This is a genomic window from Terrabacter aeriphilus (genome assembly GCF_039542985.1).
GTDB classification, from domain to species: domain Bacteria; phylum Actinomycetota; class Actinomycetes; order Actinomycetales; family Dermatophilaceae; genus Terrabacter; species Terrabacter aeriphilus.
The window spans coordinates 398,668-411,438 of sequence record NZ_BAABIW010000006.1; the positions used below are offsets into that span (position 1 = coordinate 398,668).

Genomic DNA, 12,771 nt, shown 5'->3' on the forward strand with positions numbered 1-12,771 from the left:
GACGCGACGACCCGACGGGGTGGGCGGGCGACCGACGGGGACGTGGCAGCGCCGGAGGTCGGCGTCGGCCCGTGGGAGGGGCCGTGGCCGGACGGGGACCACTGGGACCCGGAGCTGCTCGCGGAGGGCGACCGCCGCAACGTCGTGGACGACTACCGCTACTGGCGTCACGACGCGATCGTCGCCGACCTCGACGCGCACCGGCACGACTTCCACGTCGCGGTCGAGAACTGGGGCCATGACTTCAACATCGGCTCGGTCATCCGCACCGCGAACGCCATGGGGGCCAAGGCGTTCCACATCGTCGGCAAGCGGCGGTGGAACCGGCGCGGAGCCATGGTGACGGACCGCTACCAGCACGAGCACCACCACCCGGATGCCGCCTCGCTCGCCGCCTGGGCCCGCGGGGAGGGGGTGACCCTGCTCGGGGTCGACAACCTGCCGGGTTCGGTGCCGCTCGAGACCTTCGACCTGCCGCGACGCTGCGTGCTCGTCTTCGGGCAGGAGGGTCCCGGGCTCTCCGAGCCGATGCGGGCCGAGTGCGCCGGGGTGCTGCACATCGAGCAGTTCGGCTCGACGCGCTCGATCAACGCCGGGGCGGCGGCGGCCATCGCCATGCACGCCTGGGTGCGCCGCCACGTCTTCGACCAGCAGCCGTAGGGTCGGGGGCCGGCTGGTCCGGGCCCGGGCGGGGCCGGGCGGGGCGGGGTGGGGCGGGGTGGTCCGGCATCCGGCAACGGTGGCGCTCGTGCGTCAGGCGGGGGAGCTCGGCCCGCGGGGAAGCGGGAGGCGCCCGGTCAGGGTCAGCAGGTGGTCGCCCATCGGCGCGGGCACCTCGCGGCCGGCACCGAAGGTCCAGTCGGTGTCGGTCGCCACGAGGTGGACGGCGCTCGGTGGCTTCCAGCGTCGGAGCGGAGCCGGGGTGGTGAGCAGGCGGTCTGCGGCGGCCGCCGCCGCGTCGGGCGGGATCGGGTGGTCGATGCCGAGAGGGCGGGCGACGTCCTGGTTGTGCACGAGGATGTCGAGAAGCGGCTCGAGGTCGCTGATGAAGGCGACGCGTCGCCGCGAGCCGAGGAAGCCGCGCAGCGTGGCCACGATCTCCTCGTGGCCGAGCGGACTGCGCCGAGCCGTGTCACGCACGAAGACGTCGTACCGCAGGCCCGCGCGAAGGGCCGGCCACGCCAGGTCCCGCACGCGGGCCTGGGCGAAGGTCAGGTGGGCGCCGACGTCGCGCACGGACCACGCAGCGCACAGGCTCGGGTGCTCCCAGTCGGCGGCGGGGAGCGACTCCAGGAGGTCGGCCAGCCAGGCCCGTTCCGAGTCGATGTGCTGCCACACGGCGTCACTGTCCATGGGAGGTCACCTCTCCGCCGCCAACTAGACAGGTTTCCTGTCTAAAGTGACACCATGGAAGGTCGACGTCAACAGCGAGAGCTCGGCGTCCTGCTCTTCGTCGCCTCCCGGGCCCTGGAGCAGCGGGCGTTCGACGCCGTCGTCGCCGCCGGCAGCACCGACATCACGCCCGCCCAGGCGCGGATCGCGGCGCGCATCGGCCCGCACGGATCGCGGGTCTCCGACCTCGCCGAGCAGGCCCGGGTCACCAAGCAGAGCGCGGCATCGCTCGTCGAGCAGCTCGAGGAGGCCGGGTACGTCGAACGGGTGCCCGATCCCACCGACGGGCGCGCCCGGCTCGTTCGCCTGACCCCGCGGCTGCGACGGGTCGCCGAGGTGGCGGACGCCGAGGTCGAACGGGTGCTCGCCGAGTGGGCGGACCACGTGGGGCAGGACCGTCTGCAGCAGCTGCACGAGATCCTGCGCGACCTCCGCGGGGTCACCGACCCGTGGTGGAAGCCCTAGGGAGGCGGCCGCGGGGGGCGCGGAGCCCGGCATACGGCGGCGGTGGAGACCGAGCCTCGGGGACGACGCCCGCGCACGGCTGCCACGAGCGCGGCACGCACGGCCTCGTGCGCCGGGGGAGGGAGGTCATCGAGCTCGAACCACCGGAGCTCGTCGTGCTCCTCGGGGGCGAGGTTCGTCGGCGTCCCCTCCCACTCGGGCACGAGCCAGGCGCTCAGCCGGGCCGGCGCCTTCGAGGTGCCGACGGCGAGCCGGCACAGGTGGGACGCCGAGCCGGCCGCCACCTGCACGCCGAGCTCCTCGCGCAGCTCCCGCGCCAGCGTCTCCAGCTCCGGCTCGCCGGGCTCCGCCACGCCGCCCGGCAGCTCCCAGACGGCGGGGTGCGCCTCCTTGTGCCGGCTCCGGAACGCGAGCAGCACCTGTCGGTCACGCACCAGGGCGCCGACCACGACGTCGATCATGGGGCCATCACAGCAGCCGGCACCGACGGTGGCGTCCGTTCCTGCCGCTCCCGGTCGACCGGCCGATCGCGCCTCGCGCCCCGCGGGCCGCACCGTGCAGGGTTTGATGGAGGCATGAGCGCAGCACCGACCGCGGCGCCGACCGGGGTGCCCGCCGCGACCCTGACCGTCGTCTCGAACCTGCTGCTCGGCATCGACGTGGTGGTCGACGCGGTCAACCCGGTCCCCGAGGCCCGCGCGGGGTGGCGCGCTGCCGCCGCTCGTGGTGGGGCGGCGCTGCTGCAGGTCGAGACGTGGCTGCCGGACGCGGACGAGCACCGGCGCCGCGTCGAGTCACGGACGCCCGACATGCCGGGACAGCTGGTCCCGTCGTGGGACGAGGTCGCGCGCCAGCCGTGGGCGTTGTGGGACGAGGTCCGCGACGGTCCCCGGGCGCTCGTCGCGACGGAGGACTCGGGTGCCGCGCTGGCTGCGGTGACGGCGCTCTCGCCCGGGGCCTGACCCCGCGGAGCCGGCGGTCGTGCGGGGTGCGCTCGGGGCGCCGCCCCCGACGTCCCCGCGAGCGCTCACAGTCCGCACGCGACGCCGACCCCGACGCCGATGAGGACGAGACCACTCGTGTAGCCGACGGCCTTCTGGGCCCGGGGGCGGGTGACGAACGCGCGGCCGCGGGAGACGAGCGTGACGAAGACGAGGTACCAGGCCGCGGTGACGCAGGCCCACACGAGACCGAGACCCAGGGTGGGGAGCAGCGCGCTGCTGCCGGCGAACGTGGGCAGCAGCGAGATCGCGAAGACGCCGGCCTTGGGGTTGCCGAGGTTCGTCGCGAGTCCCCAGCCGTAGGCGGTCCGAAAACGCGGCGGCCGCGACGCGTCGTCGGCAGGGGCGGCGACCGCCCCCCGTCGGGTCGCGGCGAGGGTGCGCACCCCCAGGGCGGCCAGCAGGAGGCCGCCGGCGATGAGGAGCGCCCGGTAGACGGCGGGGACGGCCACCACGGCGGCGGACATCCCGACGCCGGCGGCGACGGACCACACGACGAGTCCGGTGGCGGTGCCGAGGATGGTCGGCACCGCCGCCCGCCGGCCGCCGGTGAGGGTCTGGCGGAGCATGAGCGCCTGGCCCACGCCGGGGAGCATCGCGAGGAGCCAGGTGGTGGCGATGAAGCTGAGGAGCACGGGCCCTCCTTCGGGTTGCCCCTGTAGCGTCGTGCGTCGCCGACCTGTTGAGAAGTAACAGCATCTTTGGTTGCCTTAAGAATCATGAAGGCCGAGTTCGCTGACCAGCTCGTCCTGCTCTTCCTCATCGAGGAGCTCGGGAGCCTGACCGCTGCCGGTGAGGCACTCGGCCTCACGGCCCCTGCGGTGTCCCAGAGGCTGGCTCGGATCGAGCGCGCGTGGGGGGCCCAGCTGGTCGTGCGTGGGCCACGAGGAGCGGAGCTGACGACAGCGGCTTCGGCACTGGCAGAGCACGGTCGGCGCATCGACCGTGAGGTGCAGGATGCGCGCGCGTCCTTCCCCGCGTATCGGCAGGGCCTGCTCCGACGACTGCGGGTGGGCGCGTTCCAGGCCGCCGCGCTGCACCTGCTGCCGCCGGCGATGACGGCGCTGCGCCACCGGGAGCCGGACGTCGACCTGTCGGTGGTCGACATCAGCTCCGACGAGGCGGTCGACCTGGTGGTCCGGGGCGAGCTCGACCTCGCCGTGCTGGCCTCGTGGGACACGGCGCCGACCGTGCCACCGGGGCTGTCGCTGTCGGCGCTGCTGGAGGACCCGATGGTGGTCGCGTTCGCCGACGACCACCGGCTCGCCGCGTCGACACGGTCGATCGACCTCTCGTCGCTCCGCGACGAGGCCTGGGTGGTCATCAGGGGTGGCTCGGCGGCCCGGGCACAGTTCGACCGGCTCACCGACGAGGCGGGGTTCGAGCCCCGGATCCGCTTCGAGACGGAGTCCTACGACGTCGCCCAGGCACTGGTCGCCACCGGCTACGGCGTCGCGCTGGTCTCGAGGATGGCGCGCCGGTCGGACCCACAGCTGGCCTTCCGGCCGGTGCGGCACCGCCGAGCCCGCCGCACGGTGCACACGCTGCGTCGGACGGAGGGTTCGCCCGGCGGCGATGTGCGGGGGACGGGGCTCGCGGTGGCCTTCGAGGGTCTGCTGCGATCGGCGGCGGCCGACCTCGCGTGACCACGGAGCGAGGGCACGAGCTCTCGGCGGTTCCCTCCCGTGCGTCAGCCCTGCGGGTCGCGGCCGCGCCAGCGCAGCGGCTGCTCGGCGTACTCCTCGACGACGTGCGCGGCGACGCCGACCGAGCGGCCCACCTGGAAGACGACCTCCCCCGCCTCCGCGGGCAGCTGCAGGGCGTGCAGCACCGCGGCGCTCGCGAGATCGATGTTGGGCAGCTCGCCGGTGCGGTCGGCGACGAGCTCGGCGAGGTCCTCCACGCGGCGCCGCAGCCGCGTCGTCCCCCGTCGCCGCCACAGGGCGGCGAGCACGACCTCGGCCCGAGGGTCACCCTCGGAGTAGCGGAAGTGCCCGAACCCGGGCACGCCACCGTGCTCCCGGAGCGCCCTGGCCACGAGGGCCCCGGGCTCGACACCCTCGTCGAGGAGCCCGTGGGCCGCCACGGGTGCCGCGCCGTGCAGCGGGCCGGACATCGCCGCATACGCGGCGCAGAGGCAGTCGGGCAGACCGGCCCGGGTCGAGGCGGCGACGCGGGCTGCCACGGTCGAGGCGGTCAGGCCGTGGTCGAGCAGCGCGACGAGCAGGACCCGCAGCGTGGCGACGTCCCCGCGGTCCGACGAGGAGCCACCCAGCGCCTCCAGGGTGAGGACCGCGAGGTCCCGGTCCGCCCGTCCACCGCAGGCGAGGGCGAGGGCGGAGCGGAGCGTGGGCAGCGCCGCCTCGCGCACGCGGTCGGGGTCGGTGTCGGAGGCGAACGGGTCCGCTGCGGCCACGAGCTGCACGGCGACCGGCATCCGGCGTCGGAGCGGGAGCCGGGAGAGGTCGGTGGCGACCTCGGGTGAGCGGACCGAGAACCGTTGCTCGCCAGTCGAACCCAGCACGATTGCCGCGGCGGCGTCGAGTGAGGGGAGCGCGACGACGTCGCCGAGCGGTCGGTCCCGGTAGAAGAGCTCGCCGTCCAGGTGGCTGCTCACCGCCGTCGCGATGCTCCGGAAGCGCAGCACGGGCGGTGGGCTCCCCGGGGGGCGCGTGGCCGACGCCATCGCGTCGATCTCGCCCCGGTCGAAGAGGCTCTCCTGCTGCCCGGGCCGGCGCTCGCTGTGGAGCAGCCCGCGACTGACGTAGGCGTAGAGGGTGGCCCGCTTGACGCCGAGGCGCTGGGCGGCCTCGGTCGTCGTGATCCAGGCAGAGGGGCTGGCGGCCATGGAGTCTCCGGTGCCGGTCGGTTGGGACGTTGACGCGATCAACATTGACGATGTTGATCAACATCTCGGACAGTGACGAGTGAACCCGAGAGGAGCTCCACATGTCCACTGCCACCAGCGACTTCATCAGCGTCCCACCCGGACTGGCCCGGGTCGTCGTGACCGACACCGAGCTCGGCGACGTCCGCGGCGACGAAGGCTTCTTCCACTACCGCCAGTACTCCGCCACCGAGCTGGCCGAGCGCGTCGGCTTCGAGGAGGCGGCGCACCTGCTCGTCCACGGCCACCTCCCGAGGTCGGGCGAGCTCACCGCCTTCAGCGCCGAGCTCGGACGGCTGCGGGTGCTCCCGCCCGCGCTCGCCGACCTCCTGCCGGCGATCTGCGCGACGAGCCGCGACCCGCTCCAGGTGCTGCGCACCACCCTCTCGGCGTGGGGTGGCGTGGCCGGGCTGCGACCGCTCTACGACGGCGACGAGGGGGAGCGGCTCGCGGCCGCCCTGGCGGCGGTCGCCGTGACCCCGACGATCCTCGCCGCCGCGCACCGCCTGCACGCCGGCCTCGAGCCGGTGGCGGCGGACCCGGGTCTCGCCCACACCGTCGACTACCTCCGGATGGTCACCGGGCGACTGCCGTCCGAACGAGACGCGCGCGCCGTCGAGCAGTACCTCGTGGCCACGATGGACCACGGCTTCAACGCGTCGACGTTCACCGCGCGCGTCGTCGCGAGCACGGGCGCCGACCTCGCCGCGTGCCTCGTGGCGGCGATCGGGTCGTTCTCGGGACCCCGCCACGGTGGCGCCCCCAGCCGCGCGCTCGAGGCGCTCGACGACATCGGCACCCTCGACCGGGCCGACGCCTGGGTGCGCGACCGGGTCGCCCGGGGTGAGCGCATCATGGGCTTCGGTCACGCCGTCTACCGCACCCGCGACCCGCGCTCCGAGATGCTCAAGACGACGGCCCGCGGGTGGGACGACCCGCTCGTCGAGCTGGCGACCGGCGTCGAGGCCGCCGTCGAGCGCGCTCTCGCCGAGCTGAAGCCGGGCCGCGAGCTGCACGCGAACGTCGAGTTCTACGCCGGCGTCGTCATGAAGCTCGCCGGGCTCGACCCGGCCATGTTCACCCCGACCTTCTGCGTGGCGCGCGTGGTCGGCTGGGCCGCGAACGTCCTCGAGCAGAGCCGCGACCCGAAGATCATCCGGCCCGCCGCGCGCTACGTCGGGCCGCCGCCGCCCCAGCCGGTGCCCGAGTCCGCCGCCAGGCGCTGAGCGGACCCTCGGCGGACGCCGAGCGAGGCTCGACACGCGGAGCGGGCCCCGCCAGCGCCGGCGGGACCCGCTCGACGCGGTCCGGAGCGAACGCGGCCGAAGGGAGTGGACGGACGCGCGTTGCCCCACCCGACCACCGTAGGTCGGGTGGGGCAACGCGCCGTCCGGGCGTCGGTCAGGACTCGACAGGCGGGCGTCAAGGATTCGTCCCGGTCAGTCGGCGGTCCGCATGGCCTGCTTCCACGAGAGACGGCCGCGGGTCTGCATGAGCGATCGGCGGTAGACCTTCTCGCCGAGCACGACGGTGCCGGCGGAGAACGCCGCCATGAGCAGCAGTGCCACGACGGGCTCCCACCAGGCTGCCTCGCCGGCGATGATGCGGCCCGGCATCGCGACGACCGAGACGATGGGCACGAAGGAGGCGATCTTGAGGCCGACGCCGCTCAGCGCGAAGCTCGCGAAGTAGACGAGCATGAGCACCGTCGTCATCGGCGACGTCGTGGACTGCAGGTCCTCGGTGCGCGAGGCGAGGGCGCCCGCCACGGCGAAGAGGCAGGCCAGCGCGAAGAAGCCGACGGCGAAGAAGAGGACGAACCAGATCACCGCGGTCGAGAGGGTCGGCAGCAGCGACGACCACTCCGTGAACGAGACCGCGATGAGTCCAACTCCGGAGAACAGCACCACCTGGGCGAGCGCGATGAGCGCGTTGCCGACGACCTTGCCGGCGAGCAGTGCGCGCAGCGGGATCGCCGTCGCGATGATCTCGACGAGCCGCGACTGCTTCTCCTCGACGACGCTCGCCGCGATCTGCTGGCCGAACATCAGCGCCCCCATGAAGAAGAGCAGTGCGAAGGCGAAGGTCGCGGCCTGCACGAAGCCCCGGTTCGTCGTCTGGCCGTCGAAACGGTCGGTCGTCAGAGTCGCGCCGCGCTCGAGCGCCTCGACCGTGGTGCCGGCCGTGGCCGCGTTGCGGTCGAGCGCCGCGTCGCGCACGGCGCCCTCGAGCGGGGTCTGCAGCGACAGCGAGACGTCGTCGCCGGAGGTGAGGGCCCAGCCGGATGCCGTCTGGTGCAGCCACGCGTCGACGTCGCCGGCCTCGACCGCGGCGCGCGCCGCGTCCTCACCGGCCACGGTGCTCGGGGTGATGACGACCTTGTCGCTGTCGGCCCGGGCCGCCGCGGCCGCCTGGTCGACGAGCCGGCTGCCCTCCGAGGTGGAGACGGCGACGGTGTAGGTCGACGTCTTGCCCGCCTGCCACGCCGAGAACGCCGCGAACCCGGCGATGAAGACGAGGGTGAAGAGCGTGGAGAAGAGGAACGTGCGGTTCGTGACCCGCACGACGATCTCGCGGACGGCGACGACGAGCCAGGGCCTCCCGGCGTGCCGGTCGTCGGTGCCCACGGCCTGGGCGGGGGGCGGGGTCGGGTGCTGCGTGGTGGTCATGCCGTCACCTCACGGTAGATCTGGGCCAGGGAAGGTCGCTGCGGCGAGAACTCGTGGACCTCGCCGCGGCGCAGGGCCTCCTCGAGCAGCGCCCGGCCGGCGCCGGGCTCGACGACCTCGATGAGCGCCGTGTGCCCGTCGACGTCGACGGCGTGCACGCCGGTGATCCCGCGCACCCAGCCGGCGTCGCCCGAGAGGACGAGGCGGTGGCGCGAGACCGAGGTGGCCCGCAGCTCGTCGGGGGTGCCGGCGGCGACGACGCGGCCCGTGGCGAGCACGACGAGCCGCTCGCAGAGCCGTTCGACGAGGTCGAGCTGGTGGGAGGAGAAGAGCACCGGCACGCCGTGCGCCGTGTGCTCCCGGAGCAGGTCGGCCATGTTGTCGACGGCCGCGGGGTCGAGCCCGCTGAACGGCTCGTCGAGCACGAGCGCGCGGGGTTCGCCCATGAGCGCGGCGATGATCTGGACGCGCTGCTGGTTGCCGAGCGAGAGCTTCTCGACGTGGTCCTTGGCGCGCTCGGCGAGGCCGAGCCGCTCGAGGTGCGTCGTCACCGACGACCGAGCCGCCGACGCGCTGAGCCCGCGGAGGCGACCGAGGTAGACGAGCTGGTCGAGCACGCCCTGCTTGGGGTAGAGGCCACGCTCCTCGGGCATGTAGCCGAAGCGTCGCCGGTCGAGGGCGGTGATCGGGCGGCCGCCCCAGAGCACCTCGCCCGCGGTGGGGGAGAGGACGCCCATGAGCATGCGCATCGTCGTCGTCTTGCCGGCGCCGTTGCCGCCGACGAAGCCGGTCAGCTGGCCGGCGGTGACGGTGAAGCTGACGTCGTCGACGGCGCGGATCTCCCCGAACGAACGGGTGAGGTGGCGCAGCTCGATGTCCGACGTGGCCCGTTGCCGCGCGGCGGGTCTCGTGAGGGTGGTCGTGGCGGTGTCCCCGGAAGTGCTCATGGCCTCCACGCTAGGTCGGCCGGGGGCGGGCGGGGATCAGCCCGTCGGGTGATCTCCCGGCTCCCCCCGGAGGATGAGCCCGGCCTCGTAGGCGAGCACGACCGCCTGCACCCGGTCGCGCAGGTGGAGCTTGGCGAAGACGTTCGACAGGTGCGTCTTGACCGTCGCCTCGCCGACGAAGAGCGCGGCGGCGATCTCGGCGTTCGACAGGCCGCGGCCGACGAGGACCAGCACCTCGAGCTCCCGGGGTGTCAGGTCGTCGAGGCGCGGGTCGCGGCTCGGGTCGCGGCGCGGGTCGCGGCTCGGGGCCGCACCGGGTTCCGCCTCCCGCGTGGCGCCCGGAGCGGTTCCCGGTGCGCCGGTGGCCATCTGCTCGATGACCCGCCGGGTCACCTCGGGGGCGAGCAGCGCGTGGCCGCCGGCCACCGTGCGCACCGCCTCGATGAGGTGGTCGGCGTCGGCGTTCTTGAGCAGGAAGCCGCTCGCGCCGGCCGACAGCCCGGCGAAGACGTAGTCGTCGCGGTCGAAGGTCGTGAGGATGACGACGCGGGCCTGGCCGTCGGCGACGATGCGCCGCGTCGCCTCGATGCCGTCCATGACCGGCATCTGCACGTCCATGAGCACGACGTCGGGGCGCAGCTCGCGGGTGAGGCGCACCGCCTCGGCGCCGTCACCGGCCTGGCCGACCACCTCGAGGTCGTCCTCCACCGACAGGATGAGCGAGAAGCCGGAGCGGACGAGCAGCTGGTCGTCGACGAGCAGGACCCGGGTGGGGGTGGTCACGACGCCTCCTCGGGCAACGGCATACGGACGCGGACACGGTAGCCGCCCGTGACGCGGGGACCGATCTCACTGACGCCGCCGTGCGTCGCGAGGCGCTCGCGCACGCCGAGCAGGCCGAGCCCGGTGCCCGAGGTGCCGGAGCGGGGACGCCCGCCGTCGAGCACCTCCACCTCGGCGTAGCCGTGCGCGAAGCCCGGCTCCCCGCGGCGGTCGACGCGCACGACGACGGTCGCAGCCGAGGCCGTCGAGTGGCGGCGCACGTTGGCCAGGGCCTCCTGGACGGTGCGGTAGAGCGAGAGGCCGAGCGGCGCCGGCACGGCGACCAGCGCGCCGGGGGCGTCCTCGACGACGCGGCACTCGACGTGCAGCCCGTGCGCGCAGGCCTCCTCGGCGAGGGCGGGCACGTCGGCGAGCACCGGCTCCGGCGCGCGTGAGCGGCCGCCCCGGCCCGGGTCGCCGGCGGTCGACGGATCCGTGTCGTCGGCGTCCTCGGCGCGCAAGGTGCCGAGCAGGCCGCGCATCTGGGCGACGGCGTCGCGCGAGGAGGTCTCGACCGAGCGCAGGGCACCCTCGGCGGCCTCGACGTCGCGGCGCATCACCCGCCGGGCGGCCGCGGCCTGGATGCCGATGACCGAGACGTGGTGGGCGACGACGTCGTGCAGCTCCCGTGCGATCCGGAGCCGCTCCTCGACGACGGCCTGCCGACGCAGGCTCGTGGCCTGGGCGTCGATCGTCAGCGCCTGCGCCGTCAGGCGGTCGCGCCGGAGCGCCGACCACCACGCGGCCTGGCCCCCGACGATGGCACCGCCGAAGTAGAAGACGTTGATGAGCAGGCTGTAGACGACGTAGGCGGCGGACGGGCTGAAGAGGCCCTGCCGCGGCAACGGCTCGCCGTTGTGGCTCAGGGCCTGCTCGACGCCGCTGCCGACCGCGAACTGCCACGTCAGCCACCCGAACATCAGCAGCACGATGCCGATGACGACGCCGATCATGGAGCGGCGGTCGGTGGCCCAGGCCACGCCGGTGAAGATCGCGACGAAGTAGACGACCTGCATCGGCACCGAGGAGGCGACGCCCGGCATGACGAGGCCGACGGCGAAGAAGTGGAGCGAGAGCCCCGCCGCGACGGCGAGCGGCCAGCGCCGCCGCCAGACCAGGGGCACCGTGCCCGCGAGCACGGCGACGTGCGGCCAGACCCACGAGTCCTGGAACGAGCCGAGCGCGTCGATGCTGCGGAGCAGCTCCACCCCGACCGAGCCGGTGACGAGGAAGGCGAGGGCGAGCCACGTGTCGGTGCGCCGGGTGCGGGCCGGGTCGGCCGCGCGGCGCTCCCACTCGGTGTCGACGCCGAAGTACCCCTGCACCCGCGCCACGAGGGCAGTCCACCGGCCGTCCATGCGCCCAGCCTAGGCAGGGGCGGGTCGCGGCGGGCTCCCCCTCCGGGTGGAGGTGCGCGGTACGTTCGGCGCATGGGTGTTGCTTCCTCCGTCCTCGACGTCTCCACGATGCGATCCCGGCTCGACCGGCTGCGTCGCCACGCCACCGACGCGGGGGTCGCCGCGACCGTCGTGTCACCGGGGTCCGACCTGCGCTACCTCACCGGCATCGCCGGGTCGTCGTTCGAGCGGCTCACGGCCCTGGTCGTGCCGAGCGACGCCGCCGTGGCGCCCGTCCTCGTCTCGCCCGAGCTCGAGTTCGCCGGTCTCGGGCACGTGCCGCTGGGCGAGCTCGGCGTCGAGGTGCGCACGTGGGTCGACGGTGAGGACCCGTACGCCCTCGCCCTCGGCGGGGTGCCGGTCGGTCCGGTCGCCGTCTCCGACATGACGCCGGCCCTGCACCTGCTGCGCCTCCGCGACGCTGGAGCGCGCGAGCAGCAGCTCGCCGGGCCCGTGCTGCGCGAGCTGCGGATGCGCAAGGACGCCACCGAGCTCGCCGAGCTGCGCGCCGCGGGCGCCGCCATCGACCGCGTGCACGCGCGCGTCGGCGAGTGGCTCCGAGCCGGGCGCACCGAGGCCGAGGTCGGGGCCGACATCGCCGCCGCGATCGTCGAGGAGGGCCACGCGCAGGCCGACTTCGTCATCGTCGGGTCCGGTCCCCACGGGGCGAGCCCGCACCACGCCGTGAGCGACCGCGTCATCGAGACCGGTGACGTCGTCGTCGTCGACATCGGCGGACCGCTGCCCTCGGGCTACGGCTCGGACTCCACGCGCACGTATGCCGTCGGGTCGCCGCGTGAGCCCGACGTGGCGGTCGCCTACGCCGCCCTGCAGGCCGCGCAGGCGGCGTCCGTCGCCGCGGTGCGCCCGGGGGTGACGTGCGAGGCCATCGACCGGGCCGGGCGCGACGTGCTCGCCGAGGCCGGGCTCGCCGAGCGCTTCATCCACCGCACCGGCCACGGCATCGGCCTCGACGGCCACGAGGAGCCCTACATCGTCACGGGCAACGACCTGCCGGTCGAGCCCGGGATGACCTTCAGCATCGAGCCCGGCGTCTACCTGACCGGTCGGTGGGGCGCCCGCATCGAGGACATCGTCGCCGTGACGGAGGACGGCGTCGAGCGCTTCAACACCCGTCCGACCGACCTCGTGGTCCTCTAGCCGCTCCTGCGCGCCCGCACGTCCGGGGCC

14 protein-coding genes are annotated in these 12,771 nt (G+C 74.4%); 6 read left to right on the top strand and 8 right to left on the bottom strand.

The window, feature by feature from the left end; translation table 11 throughout:
- Nucleotides 1-42: 42 nt before the first annotated feature.
- A complete protein-coding gene (locus tag ABD979_RS04100; protein WP_345506169.1) occupies nucleotides 43-660 on the top strand; it encodes a TrmH family RNA methyltransferase in 618 nt (205 codons plus the stop codon).
- A gap of 93 nt (nucleotides 661-753) precedes the next feature.
- Here the strand turns inward: ABD979_RS04100 and ABD979_RS04105 are convergent, their stop codons facing one another.
- The gene (locus tag ABD979_RS04105; RefSeq protein ID WP_345506170.1) at nucleotides 754-1,353 is read right to left on the bottom strand and encodes a maleylpyruvate isomerase family mycothiol-dependent enzyme; all 600 of its coding nucleotides are present in this window, start codon (nucleotides 1,351-1,353) and stop codon (nucleotides 754-756) included.
- A 54-nt stretch (nucleotides 1,354-1,407) separates the two neighbouring features.
- Here ABD979_RS04105 and ABD979_RS04110 point away from each other — a divergent pair, with 54 nt between their 5' ends.
- The gene (locus tag ABD979_RS04110; protein ID WP_345506171.1) at nucleotides 1,408-1,857 is read left to right on the top strand and encodes a MarR family winged helix-turn-helix transcriptional regulator; all 450 of its coding nucleotides are present in this window, start codon (nucleotides 1,408-1,410) and stop codon (nucleotides 1,855-1,857) included.
- Here ABD979_RS04110 and ABD979_RS04115 read toward each other — a convergent pair.
- Nucleotides 1,854-2,318 carry an NUDIX domain-containing protein gene (locus tag ABD979_RS04115; RefSeq protein ID WP_345506172.1) on the bottom strand — a complete coding sequence of 155 codons (465 nt, stop codon included), beginning with the start codon at nucleotides 2,316-2,318 and terminating at the stop codon, nucleotides 1,854-1,856. The two genes, ABD979_RS04110 and ABD979_RS04115, sit on opposite strands and share 4 nt — an antisense overlap.
- A 114-nt stretch (nucleotides 2,319-2,432) precedes the next feature.
- Here ABD979_RS04115 and ABD979_RS04120 point away from each other — a divergent pair, with 114 nt between their 5' ends.
- Nucleotides 2,433-2,819 (top strand): hypothetical protein, encoded by a 387-nt coding sequence (locus tag ABD979_RS04120; protein ID WP_345506173.1) that lies wholly within the window; start codon nucleotides 2,433-2,435, stop codon nucleotides 2,817-2,819.
- 65 nt (nucleotides 2,820-2,884) lie between these two features.
- Here the strand turns inward: ABD979_RS04120 and ABD979_RS04125 are convergent, their stop codons facing one another.
- Nucleotides 2,885-3,493 (bottom strand): LysE family translocator, encoded by a 609-nt coding sequence (locus ABD979_RS04125; RefSeq protein WP_345506174.1) that lies wholly within the window; start codon nucleotides 3,491-3,493, stop codon nucleotides 2,885-2,887.
- Between the two features lie 84 nt (nucleotides 3,494-3,577).
- Here ABD979_RS04125 and ABD979_RS04130 point away from each other — a divergent pair, with 84 nt between their 5' ends.
- Nucleotides 3,578-4,504, top strand: a complete 927-nt coding sequence (locus tag ABD979_RS04130) for a LysR family transcriptional regulator (RefSeq protein ID WP_345506175.1) — start codon at nucleotides 3,578-3,580, stop codon at nucleotides 4,502-4,504.
- Between the two features lie 44 nt (nucleotides 4,505-4,548).
- Here ABD979_RS04130 and ABD979_RS04135 read toward each other — a convergent pair whose 3' ends face one another.
- Entirely contained in the window at nucleotides 4,549-5,706 is a 1,158-nt protein-coding gene (locus tag ABD979_RS04135) for a citrate/2-methylcitrate synthase (protein ID WP_345506176.1), read from the bottom strand.
- 101 nt (nucleotides 5,707-5,807) lie between these two features.
- Between ABD979_RS04135 and ABD979_RS04140 the strand changes: the two genes are divergently transcribed.
- A complete protein-coding gene (locus tag ABD979_RS04140; RefSeq protein ID WP_345506177.1) occupies nucleotides 5,808-6,971 on the top strand; it encodes a citrate/2-methylcitrate synthase in 1,164 nt (387 codons plus the stop codon).
- 213 nt (nucleotides 6,972-7,184) lie between these two features.
- Here the strand turns inward: ABD979_RS04140 and ABD979_RS04145 are convergent, their stop codons facing one another.
- The 4 genes from ABD979_RS04145 to ABD979_RS04160 are packed head-to-tail and all read right to left on the bottom strand — an operon-like array spanning nucleotide 7,185 to nucleotide 11,541.
- Nucleotides 7,185-8,414 carry an ABC transporter permease gene (locus tag ABD979_RS04145; RefSeq protein WP_345506178.1) on the bottom strand — a complete coding sequence of 410 codons (1,230 nt, stop codon included), beginning with the start codon at nucleotides 8,412-8,414 and terminating at the stop codon, nucleotides 7,185-7,187.
- Complete coding sequence (locus tag ABD979_RS04150; RefSeq protein WP_345506179.1) at nucleotides 8,411-9,361, bottom strand: ABC transporter ATP-binding protein; 951 nt, start codon at nucleotides 9,359-9,361, stop codon at nucleotides 8,411-8,413. Before ABD979_RS04150 ends, ABD979_RS04145 begins: the two co-directional genes overlap by 4 nt.
- Before the next feature lie 36 nt (nucleotides 9,362-9,397).
- Nucleotides 9,398-10,144 carry a response regulator gene (locus ABD979_RS04155; RefSeq protein WP_345506180.1) on the bottom strand — a complete coding sequence of 249 codons (747 nt, stop codon included), beginning with the start codon at nucleotides 10,142-10,144 and terminating at the stop codon, nucleotides 9,398-9,400.
- The gene (locus ABD979_RS04160) at nucleotides 10,141-11,541 is read right to left on the bottom strand and encodes a sensor histidine kinase (RefSeq protein ID WP_345506181.1); all 1,401 of its coding nucleotides are present in this window, start codon (nucleotides 11,539-11,541) and stop codon (nucleotides 10,141-10,143) included. The genes ABD979_RS04155 and ABD979_RS04160 overlap by 4 nt, the downstream gene beginning before the upstream one ends.
- Nucleotides 11,542-11,613: 72 nt before the next feature.
- Between ABD979_RS04160 and ABD979_RS04165 the strand changes: the two genes are divergently transcribed.
- Complete coding sequence (locus ABD979_RS04165) at nucleotides 11,614-12,741, top strand: M24 family metallopeptidase (RefSeq protein WP_345506182.1); 1,128 nt, start codon at nucleotides 11,614-11,616, stop codon at nucleotides 12,739-12,741.
- Nucleotides 12,742-12,771: the final 30 nt, after the last annotated feature.

Bases quoted from the DNA above. Each gene is read 5' to 3' on its own strand.
- ABD979_RS04130 (WP_345506175.1), top strand. From the start codon at position 3,578: ATGAAGGCCGAGTTCGCTGACCAGCTCGTCCTGCTCTTCCTCATCGAG.
- ABD979_RS04150 (WP_345506179.1), bottom strand. From the start codon at position 9,361: ATGAGCACTTCCGGGGACACCGCCACGACCACCCTCACGAGACCCGCC.
- ABD979_RS04115 (WP_345506172.1), bottom strand. From the start codon at position 2,318: ATGATCGACGTCGTGGTCGGCGCCCTGGTGCGTGACCGACAGGTGCTG.
- ABD979_RS04160 (WP_345506181.1), bottom strand. From the start codon at position 11,541: ATGGACGGCCGGTGGACTGCCCTCGTGGCGCGGGTGCAGGGGTACTTC.
- ABD979_RS04145 (WP_345506178.1), bottom strand. From the start codon at position 8,414: ATGACCACCACGCAGCACCCGACCCCGCCCCCCGCCCAGGCCGTGGGC.
- ABD979_RS04135 (WP_345506176.1), bottom strand. From the start codon at position 5,706: ATGGCCGCCAGCCCCTCTGCCTGGATCACGACGACCGAGGCCGCCCAG.
- ABD979_RS04140 (WP_345506177.1), top strand. From the start codon at position 5,808: ATGTCCACTGCCACCAGCGACTTCATCAGCGTCCCACCCGGACTGGCC.
- ABD979_RS04120 (WP_345506173.1), top strand. From the start codon at position 2,433: ATGAGCGCAGCACCGACCGCGGCGCCGACCGGGGTGCCCGCCGCGACC.
- ABD979_RS04165 (WP_345506182.1), top strand. From the start codon at position 11,614: ATGGGTGTTGCTTCCTCCGTCCTCGACGTCTCCACGATGCGATCCCGG.
- ABD979_RS04110 (WP_345506171.1), top strand. From the start codon at position 1,408: ATGGAAGGTCGACGTCAACAGCGAGAGCTCGGCGTCCTGCTCTTCGTC.
- ABD979_RS04105 (WP_345506170.1), bottom strand. From the start codon at position 1,353: ATGGACAGTGACGCCGTGTGGCAGCACATCGACTCGGAACGGGCCTGG.